Origin of the sequence: Shewanella sp. VB17 (genome assembly GCF_013248905.1) — a bacterium.
GTDB lineage: Bacteria > Pseudomonadota > Gammaproteobacteria > Enterobacterales > Shewanellaceae > Shewanella.
Genome location: NZ_JABRVS010000001.1, coordinates 2,972,406 through 2,992,113 on the forward strand (window position 1 = coordinate 2,972,406; position 19,708 = coordinate 2,992,113).

The 19,708-nt window shown below is 42.7% G+C and carries 12 protein-coding genes; 9 read left to right on the forward strand and 3 right to left on the reverse strand.

What is annotated here, in order from left to right; all coding sequences use genetic code 11:
- Nucleotides 1-276 precede the first annotated feature (276 nt).
- Entirely contained in the window at nucleotides 277-762 is a 486-nt protein-coding gene (locus HQQ94_RS12740; protein WP_173294777.1) for a VF530 family DNA-binding protein, read from the reverse strand.
- Between the two features lie 324 nt (nucleotides 763-1,086).
- Here HQQ94_RS12740 and HQQ94_RS12745 point away from each other — a divergent pair, with 324 nt between their 5' ends.
- The 7 genes from HQQ94_RS12745 to HQQ94_RS12775 all read left to right on the forward strand — a co-directional run bounded on the left by HQQ94_RS12745 (nucleotide 1,087) and on the right by HQQ94_RS12775 (nucleotide 14,384).
- Nucleotides 1,087-2,682, forward strand: a complete 1,596-nt coding sequence (locus tag HQQ94_RS12745; protein ID WP_173294778.1) for an ABC-F family ATPase — start codon at nucleotides 1,087-1,089, stop codon at nucleotides 2,680-2,682.
- A gap of 382 nt (nucleotides 2,683-3,064) precedes the next feature.
- Nucleotides 3,065-4,894, forward strand: a complete 1,830-nt coding sequence (locus HQQ94_RS12750) for a thiamine pyrophosphate-binding protein (protein WP_173294779.1) — start codon at nucleotides 3,065-3,067, stop codon at nucleotides 4,892-4,894.
- 24 nt (nucleotides 4,895-4,918) lie between these two features.
- The gene (locus HQQ94_RS12755) at nucleotides 4,919-5,785 is read left to right on the forward strand and encodes a citrate/2-methylcitrate synthase (RefSeq protein WP_173294780.1); all 867 of its coding nucleotides are present in this window, start codon (nucleotides 4,919-4,921) and stop codon (nucleotides 5,783-5,785) included.
- Nucleotides 5,778-6,659 (forward strand): hypothetical protein, encoded by an 882-nt coding sequence (locus tag HQQ94_RS12760; RefSeq protein WP_173294781.1) that lies wholly within the window; start codon nucleotides 5,778-5,780, stop codon nucleotides 6,657-6,659. The genes HQQ94_RS12755 and HQQ94_RS12760 overlap by 8 nt, the downstream gene beginning before the upstream one ends.
- Before the next feature lie 54 nt (nucleotides 6,660-6,713).
- Nucleotides 6,714-8,855 carry a TonB-dependent siderophore receptor gene (locus tag HQQ94_RS22860; RefSeq protein WP_217274036.1) on the forward strand — a complete coding sequence of 714 codons (2,142 nt, stop codon included), beginning with the start codon at nucleotides 6,714-6,716 and terminating at the stop codon, nucleotides 8,853-8,855.
- Between the two features lie 11 nt (nucleotides 8,856-8,866).
- Nucleotides 8,867-9,808 (forward strand): ABC transporter substrate binding protein, encoded by a 942-nt coding sequence (locus HQQ94_RS12770; protein WP_173294782.1) that lies wholly within the window; start codon nucleotides 8,867-8,869, stop codon nucleotides 9,806-9,808.
- 34 nt (nucleotides 9,809-9,842) lie between these two features.
- Nucleotides 9,843-14,384, forward strand: a complete 4,542-nt coding sequence (locus HQQ94_RS12775; protein ID WP_173294783.1) for an EAL domain-containing protein — start codon at nucleotides 9,843-9,845, stop codon at nucleotides 14,382-14,384.
- Nucleotides 14,385-14,451: 67 nt separating this feature from the next.
- Here the strand turns inward: HQQ94_RS12775 and HQQ94_RS12780 are convergent, their stop codons facing one another.
- Nucleotides 14,452-15,699 (reverse strand): HD domain-containing phosphohydrolase, encoded by a 1,248-nt coding sequence (locus tag HQQ94_RS12780; RefSeq protein ID WP_173294784.1) that lies wholly within the window; start codon nucleotides 15,697-15,699, stop codon nucleotides 14,452-14,454.
- 424 nt (nucleotides 15,700-16,123) lie between these two features.
- Here HQQ94_RS12780 and HQQ94_RS12785 point away from each other — a divergent pair, with 424 nt between their 5' ends.
- A complete protein-coding gene (locus HQQ94_RS12785) occupies nucleotides 16,124-16,384 on the forward strand; it encodes a hypothetical protein (protein WP_173294785.1) in 261 nt (86 codons plus the stop codon).
- Here the strand turns inward: HQQ94_RS12785 and HQQ94_RS12790 are convergent.
- Nucleotides 16,371-18,932 (reverse strand): UvrD-helicase domain-containing protein, encoded by a 2,562-nt coding sequence (locus tag HQQ94_RS12790; RefSeq protein WP_173294786.1) that lies wholly within the window; start codon nucleotides 18,930-18,932, stop codon nucleotides 16,371-16,373. The genes HQQ94_RS12785 and HQQ94_RS12790 overlap by 14 nt on opposite strands.
- A gap of 186 nt (nucleotides 18,933-19,118) precedes the next feature.
- Between HQQ94_RS12790 and yfbR the strand changes: the two genes are divergently transcribed.
- On the forward strand, nucleotides 19,119-19,706 hold the full coding sequence (yfbR, locus tag HQQ94_RS12795) for a 5'-deoxynucleotidase (protein ID WP_173294787.1): 588 nt from the start codon (nucleotides 19,119-19,121) through the stop codon (nucleotides 19,704-19,706).
- Nucleotides 19,707-19,708: the final 2 nt, after the last annotated feature.

A 19,708-nucleotide genomic window follows, 5' to 3' on the forward strand; every position in this document is an offset into this window, starting at 1 on the left:
GAGGTGAGATAATAATGTGTTTTGTTTTTATCAATTATCTTTCAAGCAGTTACTTTAAAATTAACCCGCACAAGGTGAGTATTCACGGTTTATGCAAATTATATTCATTTCGAAAGATATAACCCCGAGATTTTTTTAACCAACATGAATAATGACGAATGATTATTCATTATTGTTTACAGTGGGATATTGAGAAAATGGATTAAAAAAACCGACATTTAAAGGACTAAATGTCGGTTTTCACTGGGTATGGCATTAACGCGATCAAACCATGAGTTATTTATTACCCCAAGGATTATTTGGATCTTGCGACGGTTTAGCGCGATTATCGTTAGTTCGCGTTTTATAAGCACCATCGTGGACTTTCTTAGTGTAACCTTTACTGTTATTTGCTTTCATGGCTTCATAATCTGCTGTTGCCTTAGCCCGCATTTTTTCAATAAGCTCAATCGTGAGTGCTTCAGGTTTACGAGGAACAATCCCGTCAGCAAAACCGCGTTCGCGAGGCTTAAGTTCAAACTGTGCAGCGCTGCCTTTAGGCATACGTTTAAAACGGTAAAGGTAAAAACTTTCAACTCGCTCTCTCGCCCATTCTGTTTTTTTAAGAAACTTAAGGCACGCTTCATGAGAAGGATTAAGGTTAAAACATTCTAAACGCAAGGCGGTGTATAAAATCTTCCAATCATAAAACTTCACCAACTCAGTGAGCATCACTTCAAGTTTAAGGCCATGTAATGGGTTATTTTGTTGCTCTTCAATCATGGGAGTGTCCCTATACTAATCTTCTCTTATCCCTCGATAATACCAAAGAAATCTTAATCTCTCCCATCGAAATGTCTTTTTTATGGATAAAGCTGCATTTTATTGCCATTTTGAGGACAGAGATAAACGCTAAAAAGTGTGACTGAGGCCCTTATCTCCAAAACGACTCGAATACTTGAGTAATTAACTCGACATACTAGCGGCTAAATCTGTATAATACGCGACCTGATAATTTACGCTATATGCACGTCTTATTTTGGCCTCACTTTTTATGCGAGCTTAGTCAAATAATTAACCTGCTAATTAACACCTGGGAACACGTCTTTGATTTCTACCGCGAACATCACAATGCAGTTTGGTGCTGAGCCTCTGTTTGAAAACATTTCAGCTAAATTTGGACACGGCAACCGCTACGGGTTAATCGGTGCAAACGGTTGTGGTAAATCCACATTCATGAAAATCCTCAGTGGTGAGCTTGCGCCAAGTTCAGGTAATGTCTCAATTACACCGGGCCTAAAAGTCGGTACCTTGAGCCAAGATCAGTTCGCTTTTGAGCAATACAGTGTGGTCGACACTGTGATCATGGGCGATGCTAAGTTGTGGAAAGTGAAGCAAGAGCGCGATAATATTTATGCGCTACCAGAAATGAGTGATGAAGATGGCATGAGAGTCGGCGATCTTGAGAGTCAATTTGCTGAAATGGATGGCTATAGCGCCGAAAGTCGTGCCGGTGAAATCTTACTCGAAGCCGGTATCGAAGAAAGTTTCCATTTTGGATTAATGCAGCAAGTGGCACCTGGCTGGAAATTGCGTGTTTTGCTTGCACAAGCCCTCTTTTCAAATCCAGACATATTGCTGCTCGATGAGCCAACCAATAACTTGGATATCCACACCATTAATTGGCTAGCTGAAGAACTCAACAAACGTAAGTGTACCATGATCATCATTTCTCATGATCGACATTTTTTAAACACTGTCTGTACGCATATGGCCGATATTGATTATGGTGAACTGCGTATTTATCCTGGTAACTACGAATACTTCATGGAAGCTTCAGGTCTTATTCAAGAGCAATTATTAGCGGGTAATGCTAAAAAAAGTGCTGAAATGGCCGAACTACAGGATTTTGTGAATCGTTTTGGCGCGAATGCCTCTAAAGCCAAGCAAGCGAGTTCACGTGCTAAAAAATTAGATAAAATAAGCTTAGATGAAGTTAAATCATCGAGCCGTATGACCCCTTCATTACGCTTTGATGAAAGTAAAAAAATGCATCGTCAAGCCTTGGTGATTGAAGAGCTGGGCCATGGATTCGAAGATCAGCTGCTATTTCAAGGAGGAAATTTAATTCTTGAAGCCGGTGCTAAGCTAGCCGTTATTGGTGAGAATGGGGTTGGTAAAACAAGCTTACTTCGCTGTTTAGTCGATGAGCTTAGCCATAATGAAGGCGTTATCAAGTGGTCTGAAAATGCCGCTATTGGGTATTGCCCTCAAGATAGCAGTCTCGATTTTGATAACGATCTGACTCTATTTGACTGGATGTCTCAATGGCGCACACCTAAGCATAATGATCTTATGGTGCGGGGCATGCTAGGCCGTTTACTGTTTACTGACGATGATGCCAATAAAAAAGCCCGTAACTGTTCTGGTGGTGAGAAAAACCGTCTGTTATTTGGTAAGTTAATGATGCAAGACATTAACGTTCTAGTGATGGATGAACCCACGAACCACATGGACATGGAAGCCATTGAAGCCTTAAATAATGCATTAAAGCTCTTTGAAGGCACCTTATTGTTCGTGAGTCACGACCGTGAATTTGTCTCATCACTGGCAACGCACATCATCGATGTCAAAGATAAAAAGCTCATAAACTTTCACGGCACATTCAATGAGTATTTAGCTAGCCAAGCTAAAGCCAAATAATAACCAAAAAAAACAGGCATAAAGATGCTAAAAAGCCTCTTTATGCCTACGCCACATCAAGAGACATTTTCCCCTTCTTTCTGCTTATCGATGCTAACAGTAGATGTTATTACTATTTTTAAGCCCTCATCTATCAATATATTTCCACCTCATACAAACATCCTCAAATGACAAATTTTCTCTTTATAAACAATAAAATACCAATTACCGAACTACTATCCACCCAAGTAACATACCTGATAAATACCCTATTCAACTGAATCTATAGCATAAAAACCATCCAAAAATGCCCTCATTGACTGAATATTGACTACGCTTATGCGTGAGGAAAAAGATTGTTTTTAATCTATTTTGCTCCTCCAAACACAAAAGGAGAGTTGTAATGGATAATGATTCTGACGATTCTGAAGCAATAGACTCATTTGAGCTTAATGAGCAACTTTCCAATGCATGCCTCCCAATAACTATTCCTACAGCAGAGGCTCCATTAGATCTTGCAGACTTGCTCTTACAGTATCTTGCCTCATTGGACATTGACTTTGTCTTCGGTATTCCAGGTGGCGCTATCGAACCCCTATATAATGCATTGGCACGTAATCGATGCCATGGGACAAGCCACATCCCTAAAGCCATTATCGCTCGTCACGAAACGGGGGCAGTCTTCATGGCCGATGGTTACGCATGCAGGACGGGAAAGTTGGGTGTTTGCTGCGCAACCACAGGGCCTGGGAGCACCAATTTAATTACCGGCGTTGCGTCTGCTTACGCCAACAAAATCCCCATGTTGATCATCACGGCCCAAACCCCGCTTACCTCTTTTGGTAAAGGGGCATTTCAGGAATCTTCCTGCACCGGTATCAATACCGTTGCCATGTTTGAGCATTGCACCCGTTATAATACCTTAATCTCGCATCCTGAGCAGTTTGAACGTAAACTTGCTGCCGCATTAATGACCGCCTTTGCTTCGCCTTCAGGCCCAGTACATTTAAGCATTCCTTTAGATATATTTCGCAGCCCTACCCCCCTTAATAGAGAAAGATTTGATATTAGGACTCTACTGAATAAGCCTTCTTTAATGGATAACGTCGCACTCGATGAATTGATGTTGGAATTAACGCCTGATAAAAATATTGTGTTTGTCATTGGAGAAGGGGCAAGTGAAGCAATTGGGTCCATATTAGCGACGGCGCATTTACTGGGGGCAACTTTGCTCACCACCCCCCATGGAAAAGGACTGATCAGCGCTTATCATCCAAAATTTAAAGGGATCATAGGCTTTGCTGGTCATCAGAGCGCTGTCGACTGTTTACATGATCAATCATTAGACACCATTGTTTGTATTGGTACCGTACTGAGTGAATGGGCATGTACCCGCGAATTATTGCTCAATTCGAAGGTCATACATATTGATGAGCAAGAGGCTAACTTTATCCATACCACCATGGCTAAAATACATGTCAGAGGACGTATTTTAACCGTGTTTGATCGCCTCTATAAAGCATTAGTTCAACAATATGAACTCCCTTTACCTTCAAGTTATGTGCTCGATCCCACCCAGCGCTTTTTTACTCTCGATGATGAAGCGGCGTTTTTAGACTGTAAAAAACCAATCACTCCGCCACGATTAATGCACGACTTGACCGAGTTGTTCCCACCTGATACCCGTTATCTCGCCGATACTGGAGCCAGTTTTGCGTGGGCTATTCATTATCTTCACCCATTTGATCGTCGTATGCAGGGAGATCGTGATGCCAGAGGCGGACTGTTCCGTGCTTGCCTCGAATTTGCTTCCATGGGCTGGGCAATAGGCTGTGCCGTGGGGGTCGCACTGGCAGAGCCAAATCAGCCGGTGGTTTGCATTACTGGCGATGGCAGCATGTTAATGAGTGGTCAAGAACTCACGGTAGCAGTACAGCATAAACTCCCCATCATTTTTGTGATCCTTAACGATTCGTCATTGGGCATGGTCAAACAGGGGCAAAAACTGAATCATGCTGGCGCGATAGGCACAGCATTACCTTATGTCGACTTTGCCGCCTTTGCCGCTTCGATGGGGGCTGCAAGCTACCGTATTGAGTCCACAGAAGACATGCATTTACTGCCTATTCGACAAATTTGTCAATCTCAGGGGCCAACGTTACTCGATGTGTATATCGACATTGATGCCGTTGCGCCTATCTCAGCACGCATAAAACAACTCAGTAATGGTTAAAATGGATAGAAACAAGGAGTACAAATGAAATCCCAACAGGAAATGGAGCCCATTACGACAGAGATCTGGCAAGAGATCCCCGATGAGCATGATCCTTTCGTGGCTAAAACCTGTGTGTGTGCCGGATTTAATGTTTTTGAAGATATGCTCGGTAAAGCCAGCTGGATAGAGTATCTGTATTTATTGTTTCAGCAGCAACAGCCAAGCCCTTATCAAGCCAGACTATTAAACGATTTGGCCGTCGCCATTGCCAATGCAGGCCCCAGAGATCACAGCGTCCAAGCAGCGATGTCAGCAGCGGCGGGAGGATCAACCTTTGCATCTTGTTTAATGGCGGCACTTGCCGTAGGGGCTGGACAACTCAATGGAGGTCAGGAGATTTACCATGCCGTCACCATGTGGCAGCGATGTAGTCAAGATCTTGCCCTGTGGCAGCATATGCTAACGAAAAAGACGTATCTGCATTTCCAATTGGAAAACAATGGTCATGATCACAGTACTTGGCCAACCTTAACCCATGCACCTGGATTTTCCCTCCACGGACTTCACTGTGCAGCACCAACCCTGCAAACCCTTGAACATTTAGCCAATATCACTGATGCGCCGACAGAATCGACTCTCAGCTGGCTGTTATTGCATCGGCACGCATTAGAGCAAGCCTGTCAGCGACCGCTGAGTATGACGGGCATCGTTGCGGCCACCTTTACTCAGCTAGCACTCGACCCACAGCAATCAGAGCTGCTTTATTTACTGCTGCGTTTACCCGGCGCAGCCGCTCATGCACTTGAGCAACATAGACGCGGGTGGCGAGATTATCCTTTTCATCCACAAGGCATTAAATTAATGGAAAGCGGATCCATGAGCCCAGTGCAAAGGAAGATTGATGAATAATACATTCAGAACGTTTCAGGCAGATCCCCCCCACACATTGGCAGCTTGGGAGGAAAATTGGACAACAGAACTCGGTGCATGGTACCCAGGCGAGCGCGTGGTATTTCGTGGGCAAGACATGCATAAAGATTTAGCGGCACTGCCTTGGATGGGACTTTTACTCTATGGGATCACAGGCAAGGTGCCGAACAGTCGACAGATCCGTTTATTTGATGGGATCTGGGCCCTTGCGGCCAGTTTTCCCGATCCAAGGCTGTGGAATAATCGCATTGGCGCATTAGCAGGAACCGCTCGCAGCTCGACAACTCTGGGAGTCGGTGCTGGTATTGCCGTGTCTGAAGCCGTCATTTATGGTTACCAACCCCTCATGGCCGCCATGGAGTCACTACTGGCCATTTCGCATCAATTACAGCAAGAGCAAATGAGCCTGAGGGATATTTTACAAAAAAAACTGACCGCACAACATGCCAGTTTGACGAAACCTGCAAGCGGGAAAAATCGTTCTGTTGCACAACTCCCAGGTTATGGGCGCCCTATTGCTGCCCGTGATGAGCGGATCGAGCCATTAATGACGTTAGCCGCAGAGCTTGGATTCGATAAAGGCCCCATGCTCACGCTCGCCTTTACCATAGAACAAACACTGGCCGATATGGGCCAAACACTGCAAATGAATGTCGTGGGACTCATGGCAGGCTTCAGTGCTGATCAAGGCCTAACCCCTCGCGAACACTACGAGTATGGGGTACTGTGTTTTAGCGCTGGGATCTTACATTGCGCAATCGATGCGGCTAAACATCCGGCGGCGGCTTTCTTTCCACTGCGTTGTACTCGGATCCATTACATCGGCCCAACATCACGGCAATGGCAATCGTAGCATACCGAGTTGGATAACCAGTATTGGTTGTTACCCTTCGGTATAAGGATGAATATGAAACAACACATTAAATGCGGCTCACAGATGCTAATGTTAAGCTTGTTAGTTGCTGCGAACTTAGTGCAAGCCCAAACACTGAGTGAGAATATTGAAGAGGATGAATTACTAGACCTTTATGGCGATACTGAAATGATTGCCATCGCCACTGGCAATCTGCAGACGACAGCTAAAGCCCCGGCCGTCGCAACGGTTATCAGTGCACGGGATATTCAAATCAGCGGCGCCACGGATCTCGATGAGCTACTTGAAACCGTTCCAGGACTTCATGTCAGCCGTAGTGCGTTAGGTTATAACCCTATTTATACCTTCCGTGGTATACAGTCTGCTTATAATCCACAAGTGTTGGTATTAATTAATGGCATTCCTATCAGTAATTTATTTCAAGGTGATCGCAGTTTGATTTGGGGGGGAATGCCAGTTAACGCCATAAAAAGAATCGAAGTGATCCGCGGTCCAGGCTCAGCCCTTTATGGTGCCGATGCTTTTGCTGGCGTGATCAACATTGTGACGCTTTCTGGTCATGACATCTCTGAAAATGAATTCGGCGTCAGACTCGGCAGTTTTGATACCCAAGATGCGTGGGCAAAAATAGGCTTTGATTGGCAAGATTTCAGTGTCGGTTTAGTGCTTGAGATCCACAACACTGACGGGCAGGATGAAGTGATTGATTTAGATCGCCAATCTTTGCTTGATGCTATCACGGGAACTCAAGTGTCCAATGCCCCCGGCAGCGTCAGTTTATCCCGTGAAAATATTGATGCTCGTTTGGATATCACCAATGGCCATTGGCAGCTTCGCAGCGGCATGCAGCTTAGGCGTGATTGGGGCAATGGCGTAGGAGGGGCTGAATCACTCGACCCTAGTAATCGTTGGAAAAGCAATCGATACAATGCCGATTTAACGTATCGCAATGATGAACTGGCAGACTTTTGGGATCTTCAAGCACAAATGAGCTATTTGCAAACCAGTATTGAAACCGACAATGATCTGCGTCTTTTCCCTGCCGGCAGTGACTTGAGCCTTCTTGGTTTAGGGGGCGTGTATCCAGATGGATTAATTGGCAACCCAGAATCTTTCGAACGTCATTATCGCGGCAATTTAACCGCAATATATTCAAGGCTTGAGCAACATCAACTTCGTTTTGGCTTAGGGTATACATTTAGCGATCTGTATAAAGTGAAAGAAAGTAAGAATTTCGGCCCCGATCCCATCACAGGTAGCATGTTACCCCCTGGCAGCCCTGTTGTCGATGTCAGTGATTCACCCTATGTATATATGAATGAAGGCGACAGAACCAATATTTATGCCTATGTCCAAGATGTCTGGTATTTAGCGGATGATTGGGAGCTAACCACAGGTTTACGTTTTGATGACTATTCTGATTTTGGCAATAGCACCAACCCTAGGTTGGCATTGGTGTGGTCAACGAGCCAAAAACTCACAACCAAAGCGCTATACGGTCAAGCTTTTCGAACCCCTTCTTTTGCAGAAACCCAAGCCATTAATAATCCGGTTGTGTTAGGCAATCCAGACTTGGCACCTGAAACACTCGCCAGTTACGAATTGGCTTTTGATTATCGCGCCACAACGGATCTTAAATTAGCGTTGAACCTATTTTATTATGACTGGCAAGATATTATCAAGTTTACTCAAGATGAAAATGGCAGCACTAAAACAGCTAAAAATATGGGCCATCAAACAGGCAAAGGAATTGAGCTTGACATGGATTGGGCCATAAGCGAACGCTGGAAAGTGAACGCCAATTATGCCTGGCAAGAATCCATCGATGAGTCCACCAATAACAAGATAGCACTGGTGCCTGAAAGCCAACTCTATTTAGCGCTCGATTGGGCCATCACTCACAACATCAGCTTGCATAATCAAGTTAATTGGATCATGTCTCGAGCACGAGAGCCTTATGACAATCGTGACCAGATAGCAGATTATGCCGTGCTCGACATAACACTGCACTATGAATCGACATCGGGAGGCTGGGGGGCGGATATCATCATGCGCAATGTCACTGATAGTGATGCCCGTGAGCCGAGCGTCTGGTCGATACCACAGGCGTCAATCCCCAATGATCTCCCTCTTGAAGGAAGAAATATGTATGCCCAGCTCTATGTTAAGTTTTAAAGTCAATGATAATGGCAAAGCAGTACTTTAACAGGCGAATACTCCGTATTTTCCTCACCGTTTGTGGGCTATTAACCCTCACGGATGCGCGTGCATCCTCCAATCCTATTGCTGTGCTTTACCCTGAGATAAGAGAGCCTTACAATCAAATTTTTGTCAATATTACCTCAGGTATCGAAGCTGAATATGGCGCTCAGGTTAAGGTGTTTAAATTAACCAACAGTACCCCTATTAATGACGTCAACAAATGGCTAGCTAGGCATCAAATATCAAGCGTTATCACCTTAGGCAATAAAGGGTTATCTATCGCTAAGCAACTAAAAAAGGACATAACGGTGATTGTGGGTGCAGTGAAAATGGCTGCCAAGCCCGGTGAACTTAATGGGATCTCGATGTTTCCCTCCCCTAAAACCGTCATGCAAGAAATGAGTTCGTTAGTGCCTAACATCAATAAAGTCCATTTTATATTACACCCAAATAAACAACAGTGGTTGCAGCCTTGGATAACATCAGCAGAGGCTGTGGGGATCACGCTAATGTTACATAAAGCAAAAGATTTAGCGGAATCAGCCACTCAGTATCGAGACTTACTTAAGACTCTGGATCACAAGACAGAAGCGTTATGGTTAGTGTCCGATCAGGCGATTATGGACCCTGCCATCATGGCAAATATTTTAGAACAGGCTTGGGAAAAAAACTTAACCGTTTTCTCTAATAGTCTGGCTGATGTTAAACGTGGCGCCCTATTTGCTATGTATCCAGATAATCATGCCATGGGAAAAAGTTTGGCTAAACTCTTGAGCAAAACTTTACTTCATCCCAATGATCCACCAGCGGTGATCTTACTCACAGACACCTTAATTGCGATAAATCAACGCACAGCTAAGCATCTTGGTTTATATTTTAATAAGGCAAAGCAACAAGATTTTGGTCTTGTTTATCCATTGCGGTAACGGCCATAACGGTTGAGTTAATAAGGAAATTGATATGCCAGTCATAAAAAGAGTCTCTGCATTCTTACTCGTCAAGCTCAGTTTTAGGCAACAGCTTACCTATACCTTTACTTTAGGCATTATATTATTAGCCATCATCACTTCCCTTATTACCGCCAGCACCTCACTCAAAACCATTGAACAGAGCATGATAGAGGAAGGCCATAAGATAGCCCTAAATCTAGCTCGCCAAAGTACCCTCGCCCTGCTTTATCACAGTGAAGAGGCCGCTACAGAAGCGGCAGATAACAGCTTAGGATTTCCAGATATCGTCGGTGCCTCACTGTTCACCACCGACAATCACCCCCTTTTATTAGCTGGCATCCCCATTATTGCTAAGCACAACAACGTAGTGGTCTCCACTGATGGCATTAGTACCAGAGAAAATGACCAATTTTGGGATTTCTCCCTACCCGTTTATTCTGGTCGTGCGGTCGATCCAGACACCCACTCACCTTTTACCACCGATAAAATTGATAAAACAGCACCTGAACATATTGGCTATGTTCACGTCATTAAAAGCAAGCTAAATCTCGATGCGATGAGTCGAGATATATTGCTGACGAACCTTATCACCTCGAGTTTACTGGCCTTATTACTGCTAATATTTTTGCTTTGGTTAACCAATAGGGTCACCAGGCCCATTAAATCTCTATCAGATCGAATGCTAGAAGCTGAGAATGGTCAATACGACATACGAGCAGAGCTGCAAGGCCCAAGCGATATTATTCACATGGAAAAAGCATTTAATACCATGATGGATGAATTACAAGCCCGTCAACAGGAACTCGAACGTGCAAGAGACAGCGCACTGGCATCAGCTCTGCTCAAAGGGCAATTTGTTGCCAGTGTGAGTCATGAATTACGTACGCCCATGAACAGCATACTCGGTATGATGGAGTTGATCTCAAACCTAGGTGTGCAACTTAAAGCGCAGCATTACCTAAAAATAGCCAGAAGCTCAGGTGAACATCTGCTGAGGTTAATTAACGATATTCTCGATTTCAGTAAATTAGAGTCAGCTAAAGTGCAACTGCATCTCGACAGCGTTAATATCGCAACACTTGTACAAGATGTCATCGAACTACTGAGCGTACAAGTACAAGGAAAACACTTGTTACTTGGTGCTGAACTCGACCCTAGATTACCACTAACCGTACAAGCCGATCCTGATCGATTGAGTCAAATTTTGATTAACCTTGTGGGCAATGCCATCAAATTTACCGAATATGGCTGTTTATCGATTCATGTCACTGTTTTAGAGGTAAATACACAACATATACAGTTAAAATTTGAAGTCATGGATACAGGAATAGGCATTAAAAAGTCACAACAACGTGCCATTTTCCAAGCCTTTACTCAGGCTGATAGTTCTACCACTCGTCTCTATGGTGGCACGGGATTAGGACTGGCTATATCGCGTCAACTGGTGGGGTTAATGGGCGGTGAAATGGGAGTAGAAAGCCAAGTAGACAGTGGCAGTAATTTTTGGATGACCCTAACTCTCAACTGCGATCCATATCGAGGACAAGGTGCCCAGCAAGGTCTATCTCCTGCAAGCCCTAAGGTATTAATCTTAAAAAATGACGCTAACATACCCACTATACATGAAAAATTAACAACGCTTGGATACGAACTTACCCTTGTCAATAACATGGACCAAGCGTTAGAAAAACTCTATCAAGTCACCGCGAACTTACCGGCTTACTCACTCTTTATTATTTATAACGCAGAGACGCATCATAATGCTAACGCATATCAGGCGCTCAGCAACATACCGACCAACGAGCAACCCCCAACAATCATCATGACGCCCCAATGGCGACAGCCTCAGCCTACCCAATCAAAACGGTATTATTTGCCTCTTGAATTAAGTGATAAACAACTCCTTGCGGCCATCACCTCACTTTTATCTCATTCGCCAAGTGACGCATTCGCATCAAACATGCCAATTGAAGAGTTAGATACGAGCTTACAAATAGAACACAGTAAGGGGGACATTTTAGTCGTCGAAGACAATAAATCCAATCAATATGTTGTCATTGCTATGCTGGAAAAGCTGGGCTATCTGCCTATCATCGCCTCCAACGGTCAAGAGGCATTGCAATTGTTACCCGATCCCGACATCAAAATGATTTTTATGGATTGTCATATGCCCATTATGGATGGCTACGAAGCCACCCAAAAAATTAGGCAAGGTGAACTTGATGGTGAACATCTTCCCATTATCGCCATGACAGCCGATGTCAGTGAGAGTGACAAAGAGCACTGTTTAAAAATTGGCATGGATGATTTTCTCGCTAAGCCTGTCAGTGTCGCCTCATTAAAAAGTAAACTGGATAAATGGCACCAATCGGCAAGCGCTAACAATAAATCAAGCCTAATGTCTGACAGTGAAAGTGATCAAAATACTTCGTTAATGGCGCATCCACCTGAAGATCAGCAAGCGAGCGTCGACCACTCGGTCATGGAACACTTGCGTCAACAAACAGGCAAAACCTTTATTCTGTTGGTCCGTGCATATTTGGAAGACACGCCACAAAGTATCATCCAATTACAAGCCGCAATAGAAGAGCAAGATAGTAAAAAAATACGCGATTTAAGCCACCTTATTAAAGGAAGTTCAGCCACATTGGGCGCTAATGGACTCGCCGCTATCTCAAATACACTACAAATCGCCGCCGATGAGCAAACTCAAGCCATACAACGCAACTTGCTTCATCAACTCAAACAAGATTTTATTCAGGTTGTAGCCTCGTTAAATGATGAGGTCAATGGGGTCAGCAATCAACAATCCCCTGAGGTGGACAAGGTCATCCCTTCGAAAAATGTCACACCGGGGCATCCCTATGTATTAATTGTTGATGATGATAGAAGCACCAGATTAAGCCTTAAGGGCTGTCTAGAACAAGATAATTACTACATTGAAGAAGCAGCTAATGGCGCAATCGCACTGGCAAAATGTGAACAAAAAATGCCCGATTTGATTCTAATGGACGCCATGATGGATGAGATGAATGGCTTTGAAGCCATGAGCCTCATTTTAAAACTGCAATCCACATTTAAGCCGCCAATGTTAATGCTCACAGCCTCTAACGATGAAGCCATTATCAATATGGCGTTCGAACATGGTGCCACGGACTTTATTCCTAAACCCGTCAACCTGCATGTGTTGAAAAAACGGGTGGCTCATCTGGTTCGCGCGACTCAAGCCGAACGAAATATACACCAGCTTGCCTACCATGATCCCCTGACAAATTTGCCTAATCGCACCCAATTTATGGAGAAATTCACCGAGGGTCTAAACCGAAGTAAGTCAAATAAAACCATGTTAGCCCTTATGTTTATCGATTTAGATAAATTTAAATTTATCAATGATACCCAAGGTCATGACGTGGGAGATATGTTACTCAAGGCCGTAGCCAAGCGCATCACCCATTGCGTCAGAACAGATGACTTGGTTGTTAGGTTAGGTGGAGATGAATTCACCATTTTATTAGAAGACATCAAAACGTCTGCTATCGCAGCCAAAGTCGCTAACAAAATCTGTAAATTGCTCGCCGAACCATTTACATTTCAAAATAAAGCCGTTAGCGCACCTGCAAGTGTGGGGATCGCGGTGTTCCCCTCTGACGGCCAAGATATTAACACCTTAATGAAACATGCCGACACCGCCATGTACCGTGCAAAGTCCCGCGGGGGGAATCAGTTTCAATTCTATGAATATGGTATGGAAGCTGAACTTGTCCGCCGAATTGAACTTGAACGAGATTTAGGTCAAGCCATTGATAAAGATGAATTAACTTTACACTACCAGCCTCAAATTGAACTCAATAGTGGTAAATTAATCGGTGTTGAAGCCTTAGTCAGATGGAATCATCCGGAACGGGGATTAATGCCACCGGATGAATTTATCCCTTTAGCTGAAGAATCTGGCTTAATTTTAGCCTTAGGTGCATGGGTGCTCAATAGCAGCTGCCAACAGATGAAAAAATGGCTCAATAAAGGACTTAATATCGAATTTATTGCCATCAACCTCTCTGGCAAGCAAATGCAAGAAACGGATCTACTCACCCACATCAAGCAATGCCTTAACACACACGAACTGCCCGCAAAATATATTCAATTGGAAATGACAGAAAGTGTCATGGCGGTTGAATCTGAAGCGTGCCTTGAGCTGCTTAACGGCTTAAAAGAATTAGGCATCTCTGTGGCTATTGATGATTTTGGAACCGGTTATTCGTCACTGAGTTATTTGACCAAATTTCCGGTAGACACGCTCAAAATTGATTATTCATTTATCAGTAATCTTCCTGATGATGAAGACAGTGCGACCGTCACATCAGGCATTATTGCATTGGCGCATAAATTGCGTATGAATGTCATTGCTGAAGGCGTAGAAACCCTTGCCCAAAGAGAATTTTTGCAACATGAACTGTGTGATTCTATCCAAGGATATTCAATCAGTCGACCTTTACCAGCAGAGGAGTTTGAAGCCTGGGTTAAATCTTATGCGCCTGTTGCGGATTCAAAGTGAATGTGACCAAATAAAGTTATCATAACCGCTGCATTCACACCGCGTTTGCAGCAATGATATGCCATTCTTAGACTTTACCCACCCCTCGCACTACCTGATTAAAGACCTCAACCCAAAATGGGTCAAATTGTGTTTTTGAAAAGTTATTGATTTCGTTCATGGTACGAACCAATGGCCGTTTGAGTAACGTATGGTGGGCGCGTTCATGAGATCGCGCATCGAAGGTATCAGCAATGGCGAGGATCTTCGCTCCATCGCAAATCTGATCACCTGTTAATTGATTCGGATAACCGGATCCGTCTACTTGCTCATGGTGTTGCAGAACCATTTGCGCCGCTGCCATCCACTTGTTAGATTCTTTTAATAATTGATAGCCTAATTCAGGATGGCGATGCAATGCTTGCCTTTCTTGTTCACTCAATGCACCAGTATTGACAATCAAAGACCAAGGCAAAAATGACATCCCAATATCATGCATTAACACTGCCGCCGTCAACTGAGTGACATTAACACGCTTGCCCGAATTTTCATTCATGGCTAAAGCTAATATTAATAAACGCAGTGTGCGCCCTTTCCAATAAAAAGAGCGATTTTCTAATGGGGAGCTTAAACTTTTAAAGAAATTAATGTCCTCATCAATATCGACATTATATTCTTCAAGTACATCATTAATTTGTTTATGGCTAACCGCTTCATCACTAACAAGGTAATCAGTATTAACCAAGAGTTCTCTTTGCGTTGCTGCGCTTTTCTCTTGTAATTGCGCTTGAGACTCTTTCAGGCACACTGGCGGTAACATTTCAGTGCTGGTTGGCTTATTAAGACGGGTGTTAGGGTCGAGAATGAACAAACACGTTTTAATGTATTCAATTCTATCCTCGGGAATAACATCGGCAATACAGCTGATATTGACACATAAGATATCAATATCGCTGTCTGACAACACACTGGGAACATTGTTAATGCTTGATTGAACCATGTTCTCAGTTCTGTCTAATGTCAGTAAAATAATATCACATAAGAGGCTATCGTAATCGACGTGCTTTTTGCGGATAGCATCCAAGAGATCTTCTACGCTCTGGATCAAAGGGGTGAGATCTTTTAACCCCACATAAATTAAGTTCCCCTTAATCGTATGGATCGATCTAAACAGAGAATTAAGGAGGGCATCGTTTTTAGGGTCGATTTCTAAGTCTATTAATACCGAATCACAGGATTGATGGGCATTCTTAAAATCATCAAAAAATTCTCCCATGGCATCCATATCGACCTTACTCTCGCCACTTTCTTGTGCTGAGTTATCCCCAATCGCCATACTACGCACCTCGATTTTATTGCTAGAATCATTATCATTTCCAATGCTGTAAGTATAGTCATAATGCATTAGCTTGCCTCAAAGACAAGATAAAGCAAGGCTATCAAAAAAGACTCCGGGCTTTTTACTTAATCCATTAAGTCGCATCATCCGACGCCTTACACTAAATCCATTGAGATTGAGCAATATTAAAGCTCGAAAGATAAACAGACCCTAAAACACTAATTAACGCTTTTGAGAACAATGATATCAATTTACCTATACACTGAAATTGATTTGAATTTCTATTGAGTCAGCTACTCTATAACTTTAACAAAGCATAAAAAAAACAGGATTTCAGCATGAAAAATTACTGAGAGCTTGGTATAACCAGAAAAATAATCACTTAATATCTCAACACATTGTCGACTCTGAAGGGATCAACATGGAAACCTATGACTCTCGATTAAGCAATGCTTTTATTTACAAAACCGCCAATGATGCTTTGGCTGCGAAGGTCCCATTGAATGATGCTGTCAATGAGATATTGACGTTCTTTAAAGGACCAGCACCGACCTCAGTCAAACGTCGAGCAACTAAAGCGATGTTTGAACTGAAACAAGAAATAACAGCAGAATCTCTATTTGATTTTTCGTTACTTGAAGACATCATAGAAGAAGATAAGCTGACGCTTAGCAATAAGTAATGTCAGTATCTAACGCTCTTAATTCTTTAAAAAAGATTGACTCTTTATTGAGTTCAGCATGAATAAACACGCTTTTTTTCGCACGTGATAAAGCAACATAAAATAAGCGACGCTCCTCACTGTAGGCATACCCATCAGGTTCTGGTAGTAACATGTCAAGAATGGGATCATTGTCTATCTTACAAGGGAAACCAAATTTATCATCATTAACATCAATCACAATCACAAAATCTGCCTGCTTCCCCTTCGCAGCATGTGCTGATAAGCTAGAAATGCTCAATTGTGTATGGCGTTTTCTCCAGGTGGTTAACTCTGGTAATGACGCTTTAAAACGACTAATGACCATGACAGTTGCGTGTTTCGAGCCAAGAATAGAAATGATTTTGTCAAAGGCTTGCTGTAACGCCACCCGCTTTTTATTGTTCAACAAATACACTTCCGGATTGATACTGTAACGCTCAGTGGTTAGGTTTTTTGTTCTTTGTGCTGGATTTGCTTGAATAAAAGCAGAGGCAACCTGTTCAATTCGATCGTTAAATCTAAACGTTTTATCTAAAGTCACCACTTTAGTGGCACCAAATGTCTCTTCAAAAGACGTCGTTAAGTTGAGATCACTGCCAGTAAAGCGATAAATGGCCTGCCAATCATCCCCCACACAGAACAGAGCACAACCTGCGCTAGCATCCCTCAATTGAATAACCAGTTTTGCCCGCTCCGCAGAAATATCCTGAAATTCATCAACCATGATGTATTTAAAACGAAAACGATCGACTGTTTTTTCATGGAAATCAACCTTACTCGTTATCTCAATGGCTTGATTTATCATGTCGGAAAAGTCATATGTATTATGCAGCTTAAGCTGTTGCTCATAACGTTCAACCACCCAATTGAACAGGTATAAAAATGCTTTCCATCTCAGCTGATGATAAGGCATTATCGTTTGATTATTTGCAGCTTTACCCTTCATTAATTCAAGATCTTGTAACACAAGATCAGACCCTTTAAACAAGGTTAAAAAGCTCGACATTAATCGGTTTACATTACGATAAATACCCAATTTTTTGACCTGCACAAACACCTCCTCAGGAGAGAGAGGCATAAAAAATTTTTGTTCTGCAAGGCCTATTTCTTCACATCGCTGACACAATAACGCTTCCAAGCTTTGCTCCAGTATGCCTTTGTCAGCTTGCCAACTGAACGTCTGTAAAAAATGCGTATTATGCTGCTTATGAATAGCCATTTTCCATTCACTACTTTTTTTATACGCCGCGTTATTCATAGCAGTTCGTGTATGACCTTGTTCATCGGTAGCAACATGTTCTAGGTAAGCATCTAAGGCTGGGATATAAAAATCAGCTTGATACGCCTTTTGACTCGGCTCACTGACAGGAAAATGATAACCCGGTGAATACTCAAACTTAATCCCGTGGGTGTAGAGGTAATTGCAGATAGTCAATTTATCAAAACAGCTCACGCGATCCCCTGAAAGTGCGCGTATTGGATTATGATTAAGGTAAGTTCGATATTGATCATGAGTGGTAAAATCCAGCTCGTTTACATGTGGATAAAGGTAGCGGCCAAAATAATCAGCAACAGGATCCGCCATTTTAGGATCGGCAACAATGGCATCAACTTGCTCATCAACAAATTGAATAAACCGTTTTTCGTCAGTGGCTAAAAATGACAGTTGCTTTGATGGCTTTGAATAGCATTGGATAATCTCTTGGCCTAACCCATGGAAAGTACTCACCTTAACCTTCTCTAATCCCACCCTAGTGTTAACCCGTTGCGCTAACTCCATTTTGGCGTCTTTACCATAGGCTAACATCAATATTTCATCAGGTTTGGCCAAACCTTGCTTAACTAAATAAGCGGCTTTAGCGGCCATCGTACTGGTTTTACCCGTTCCAGCCCCAGCAATCACTAAGGTATTATTCTCATCGATAATGCAAGCCTGACGCTGCAAGGAGGTTAATGGATTATCTTCTACAGTATCAAATAACGCTTGATGCATGGTGAGCTGCTGGCTCAACCACCATTGGTTATATTTATCAGTAAAATGCGTAGGTTGTTTAATGAATTTAGCCAAATTACAATGAAGCAGACTGGCATCGAAACCTAATTGTACAAAACATTTGTTTAGCGTAAATGACGTTGAATGTCGGTGATATTGTTTTATCAGTTGTGCACAGTCACTGTGACGTAAATACGCTTGATGCTGGCTTATTTGTCGATCAAATTTGCCAATATTATCCATTAATTCGTTAAAGATCGCCAAATAATCGCTTTTCCAAAACAGCATTCTGTTACTTACAGCATGGTCAAATAAGAAGCGGGTGCTCATGGAACGAAAAAAATAAAACCTGTTTTCCCCCCATACCAAAATACGAGTGAACATCCCTTCTTCTATTTCAACCCGTTTGGTTAAGTTAGGATAAAGATAAAGTTGACCATCAATGGTTAACCCTCGCTCACATAATTGAGCAGTTTGGCCAAAAAATAGACCTTGAAGATAACCAAATTTAACCGAATGTCGCGTAAGTTTCATTTATTGCCTCAGGGTGCCAACATAGTCGCACATCATAACAATTAACCTCGACACACGCTCATGAACAGTGCAAGTAATCCTATTAAAGGGTGACTTTTTTCTTTCGTTAGCATATTTATTTGTCTTATCGAGGATCGCTTGTGATAATGTAACATCATATTATATCAGTAAAAATAGGAGCCTATCATGAGTCACCTCTTTGCCCACCTTGCTAGGATGAAATTAATTCAACGCTGGCCACTCATGTATAATATCCGTAGCGAAAATGTCCAAGAACATTCACTACAAGTGGCCATGGTTGCACATTCACTCGCCATTATTAGCAATCAAAAATTTGGAACGGAACTCAGTCCAGATAGAGCGGCAACCGTGGCAATTTTTCACGATGTCAGTGAAGTATTAACCGGTGATTTACCCACTCCCGTTAAATATTTCAACAAGGAAATTGAAGCTGAATATAAGAAGATAGAGTCGATTGCAGAACATCGATTACTTGACATGGTGCCTGATGAATTTACATCACAATACCAGCCCCTGTTAACCAGTAAATATGCCGATCCCACCTATAAAATACTGGTTAAATCTGCTGACACCATTTGTGCTTTTTTAAAATGTCTGGAAGAACTTCGTGCAGGTAATAGTGAGTTTAATACCGCCAGAAAACGCTTGATTGAATCCCTGAATGACAATCCAGATCCTGCAGTTAAATATTTCATCGACTGCTATGTACCCAGTTTCAAGCTCAGCTTGGATGACATTAATAAGTTACTTTAACC

Excerpts from the sequence above, each read along its gene's own strand:
- HQQ94_RS12790 (WP_173294786.1), bottom strand. The coding sequence starts at position 18,932 with ATGAAACTTACGCGACATTCGGTTAAATTTGGTTATCTTCAAGGTCTA.
- HQQ94_RS12740 (WP_173294777.1), bottom strand. The coding sequence starts at position 762 with ATGATTGAAGAGCAACAAAATAACCCATTACATGGCCTTAAACTTGAA.
- HQQ94_RS12760 (WP_173294781.1), top strand. The coding sequence starts at position 5,778 with ATGAATAATACATTCAGAACGTTTCAGGCAGATCCCCCCCACACATTG.
- HQQ94_RS12780 (WP_173294784.1), bottom strand. The coding sequence starts at position 15,699 with ATGGCGATTGGGGATAACTCAGCACAAGAAAGTGGCGAGAGTAAGGTC.
- HQQ94_RS12785 (WP_173294785.1), top strand. The coding sequence starts at position 16,124 with ATGGAAACCTATGACTCTCGATTAAGCAATGCTTTTATTTACAAAACC.
- HQQ94_RS22860 (WP_217274036.1), top strand. The coding sequence starts at position 6,714 with ATGAAACAACACATTAAATGCGGCTCACAGATGCTAATGTTAAGCTTG.
- HQQ94_RS12755 (WP_173294780.1), top strand. The coding sequence starts at position 4,919 with ATGAAATCCCAACAGGAAATGGAGCCCATTACGACAGAGATCTGGCAA.
- HQQ94_RS12770 (WP_173294782.1), top strand. The coding sequence starts at position 8,867 with ATGGCAAAGCAGTACTTTAACAGGCGAATACTCCGTATTTTCCTCACC.
- HQQ94_RS12750 (WP_173294779.1), top strand. The coding sequence starts at position 3,065 with ATGGATAATGATTCTGACGATTCTGAAGCAATAGACTCATTTGAGCTT.
- HQQ94_RS12775 (WP_173294783.1), top strand. The coding sequence starts at position 9,843 with ATGCCAGTCATAAAAAGAGTCTCTGCATTCTTACTCGTCAAGCTCAGT.
- yfbR (WP_173294787.1), top strand. The coding sequence starts at position 19,119 with ATGAGTCACCTCTTTGCCCACCTTGCTAGGATGAAATTAATTCAACGC.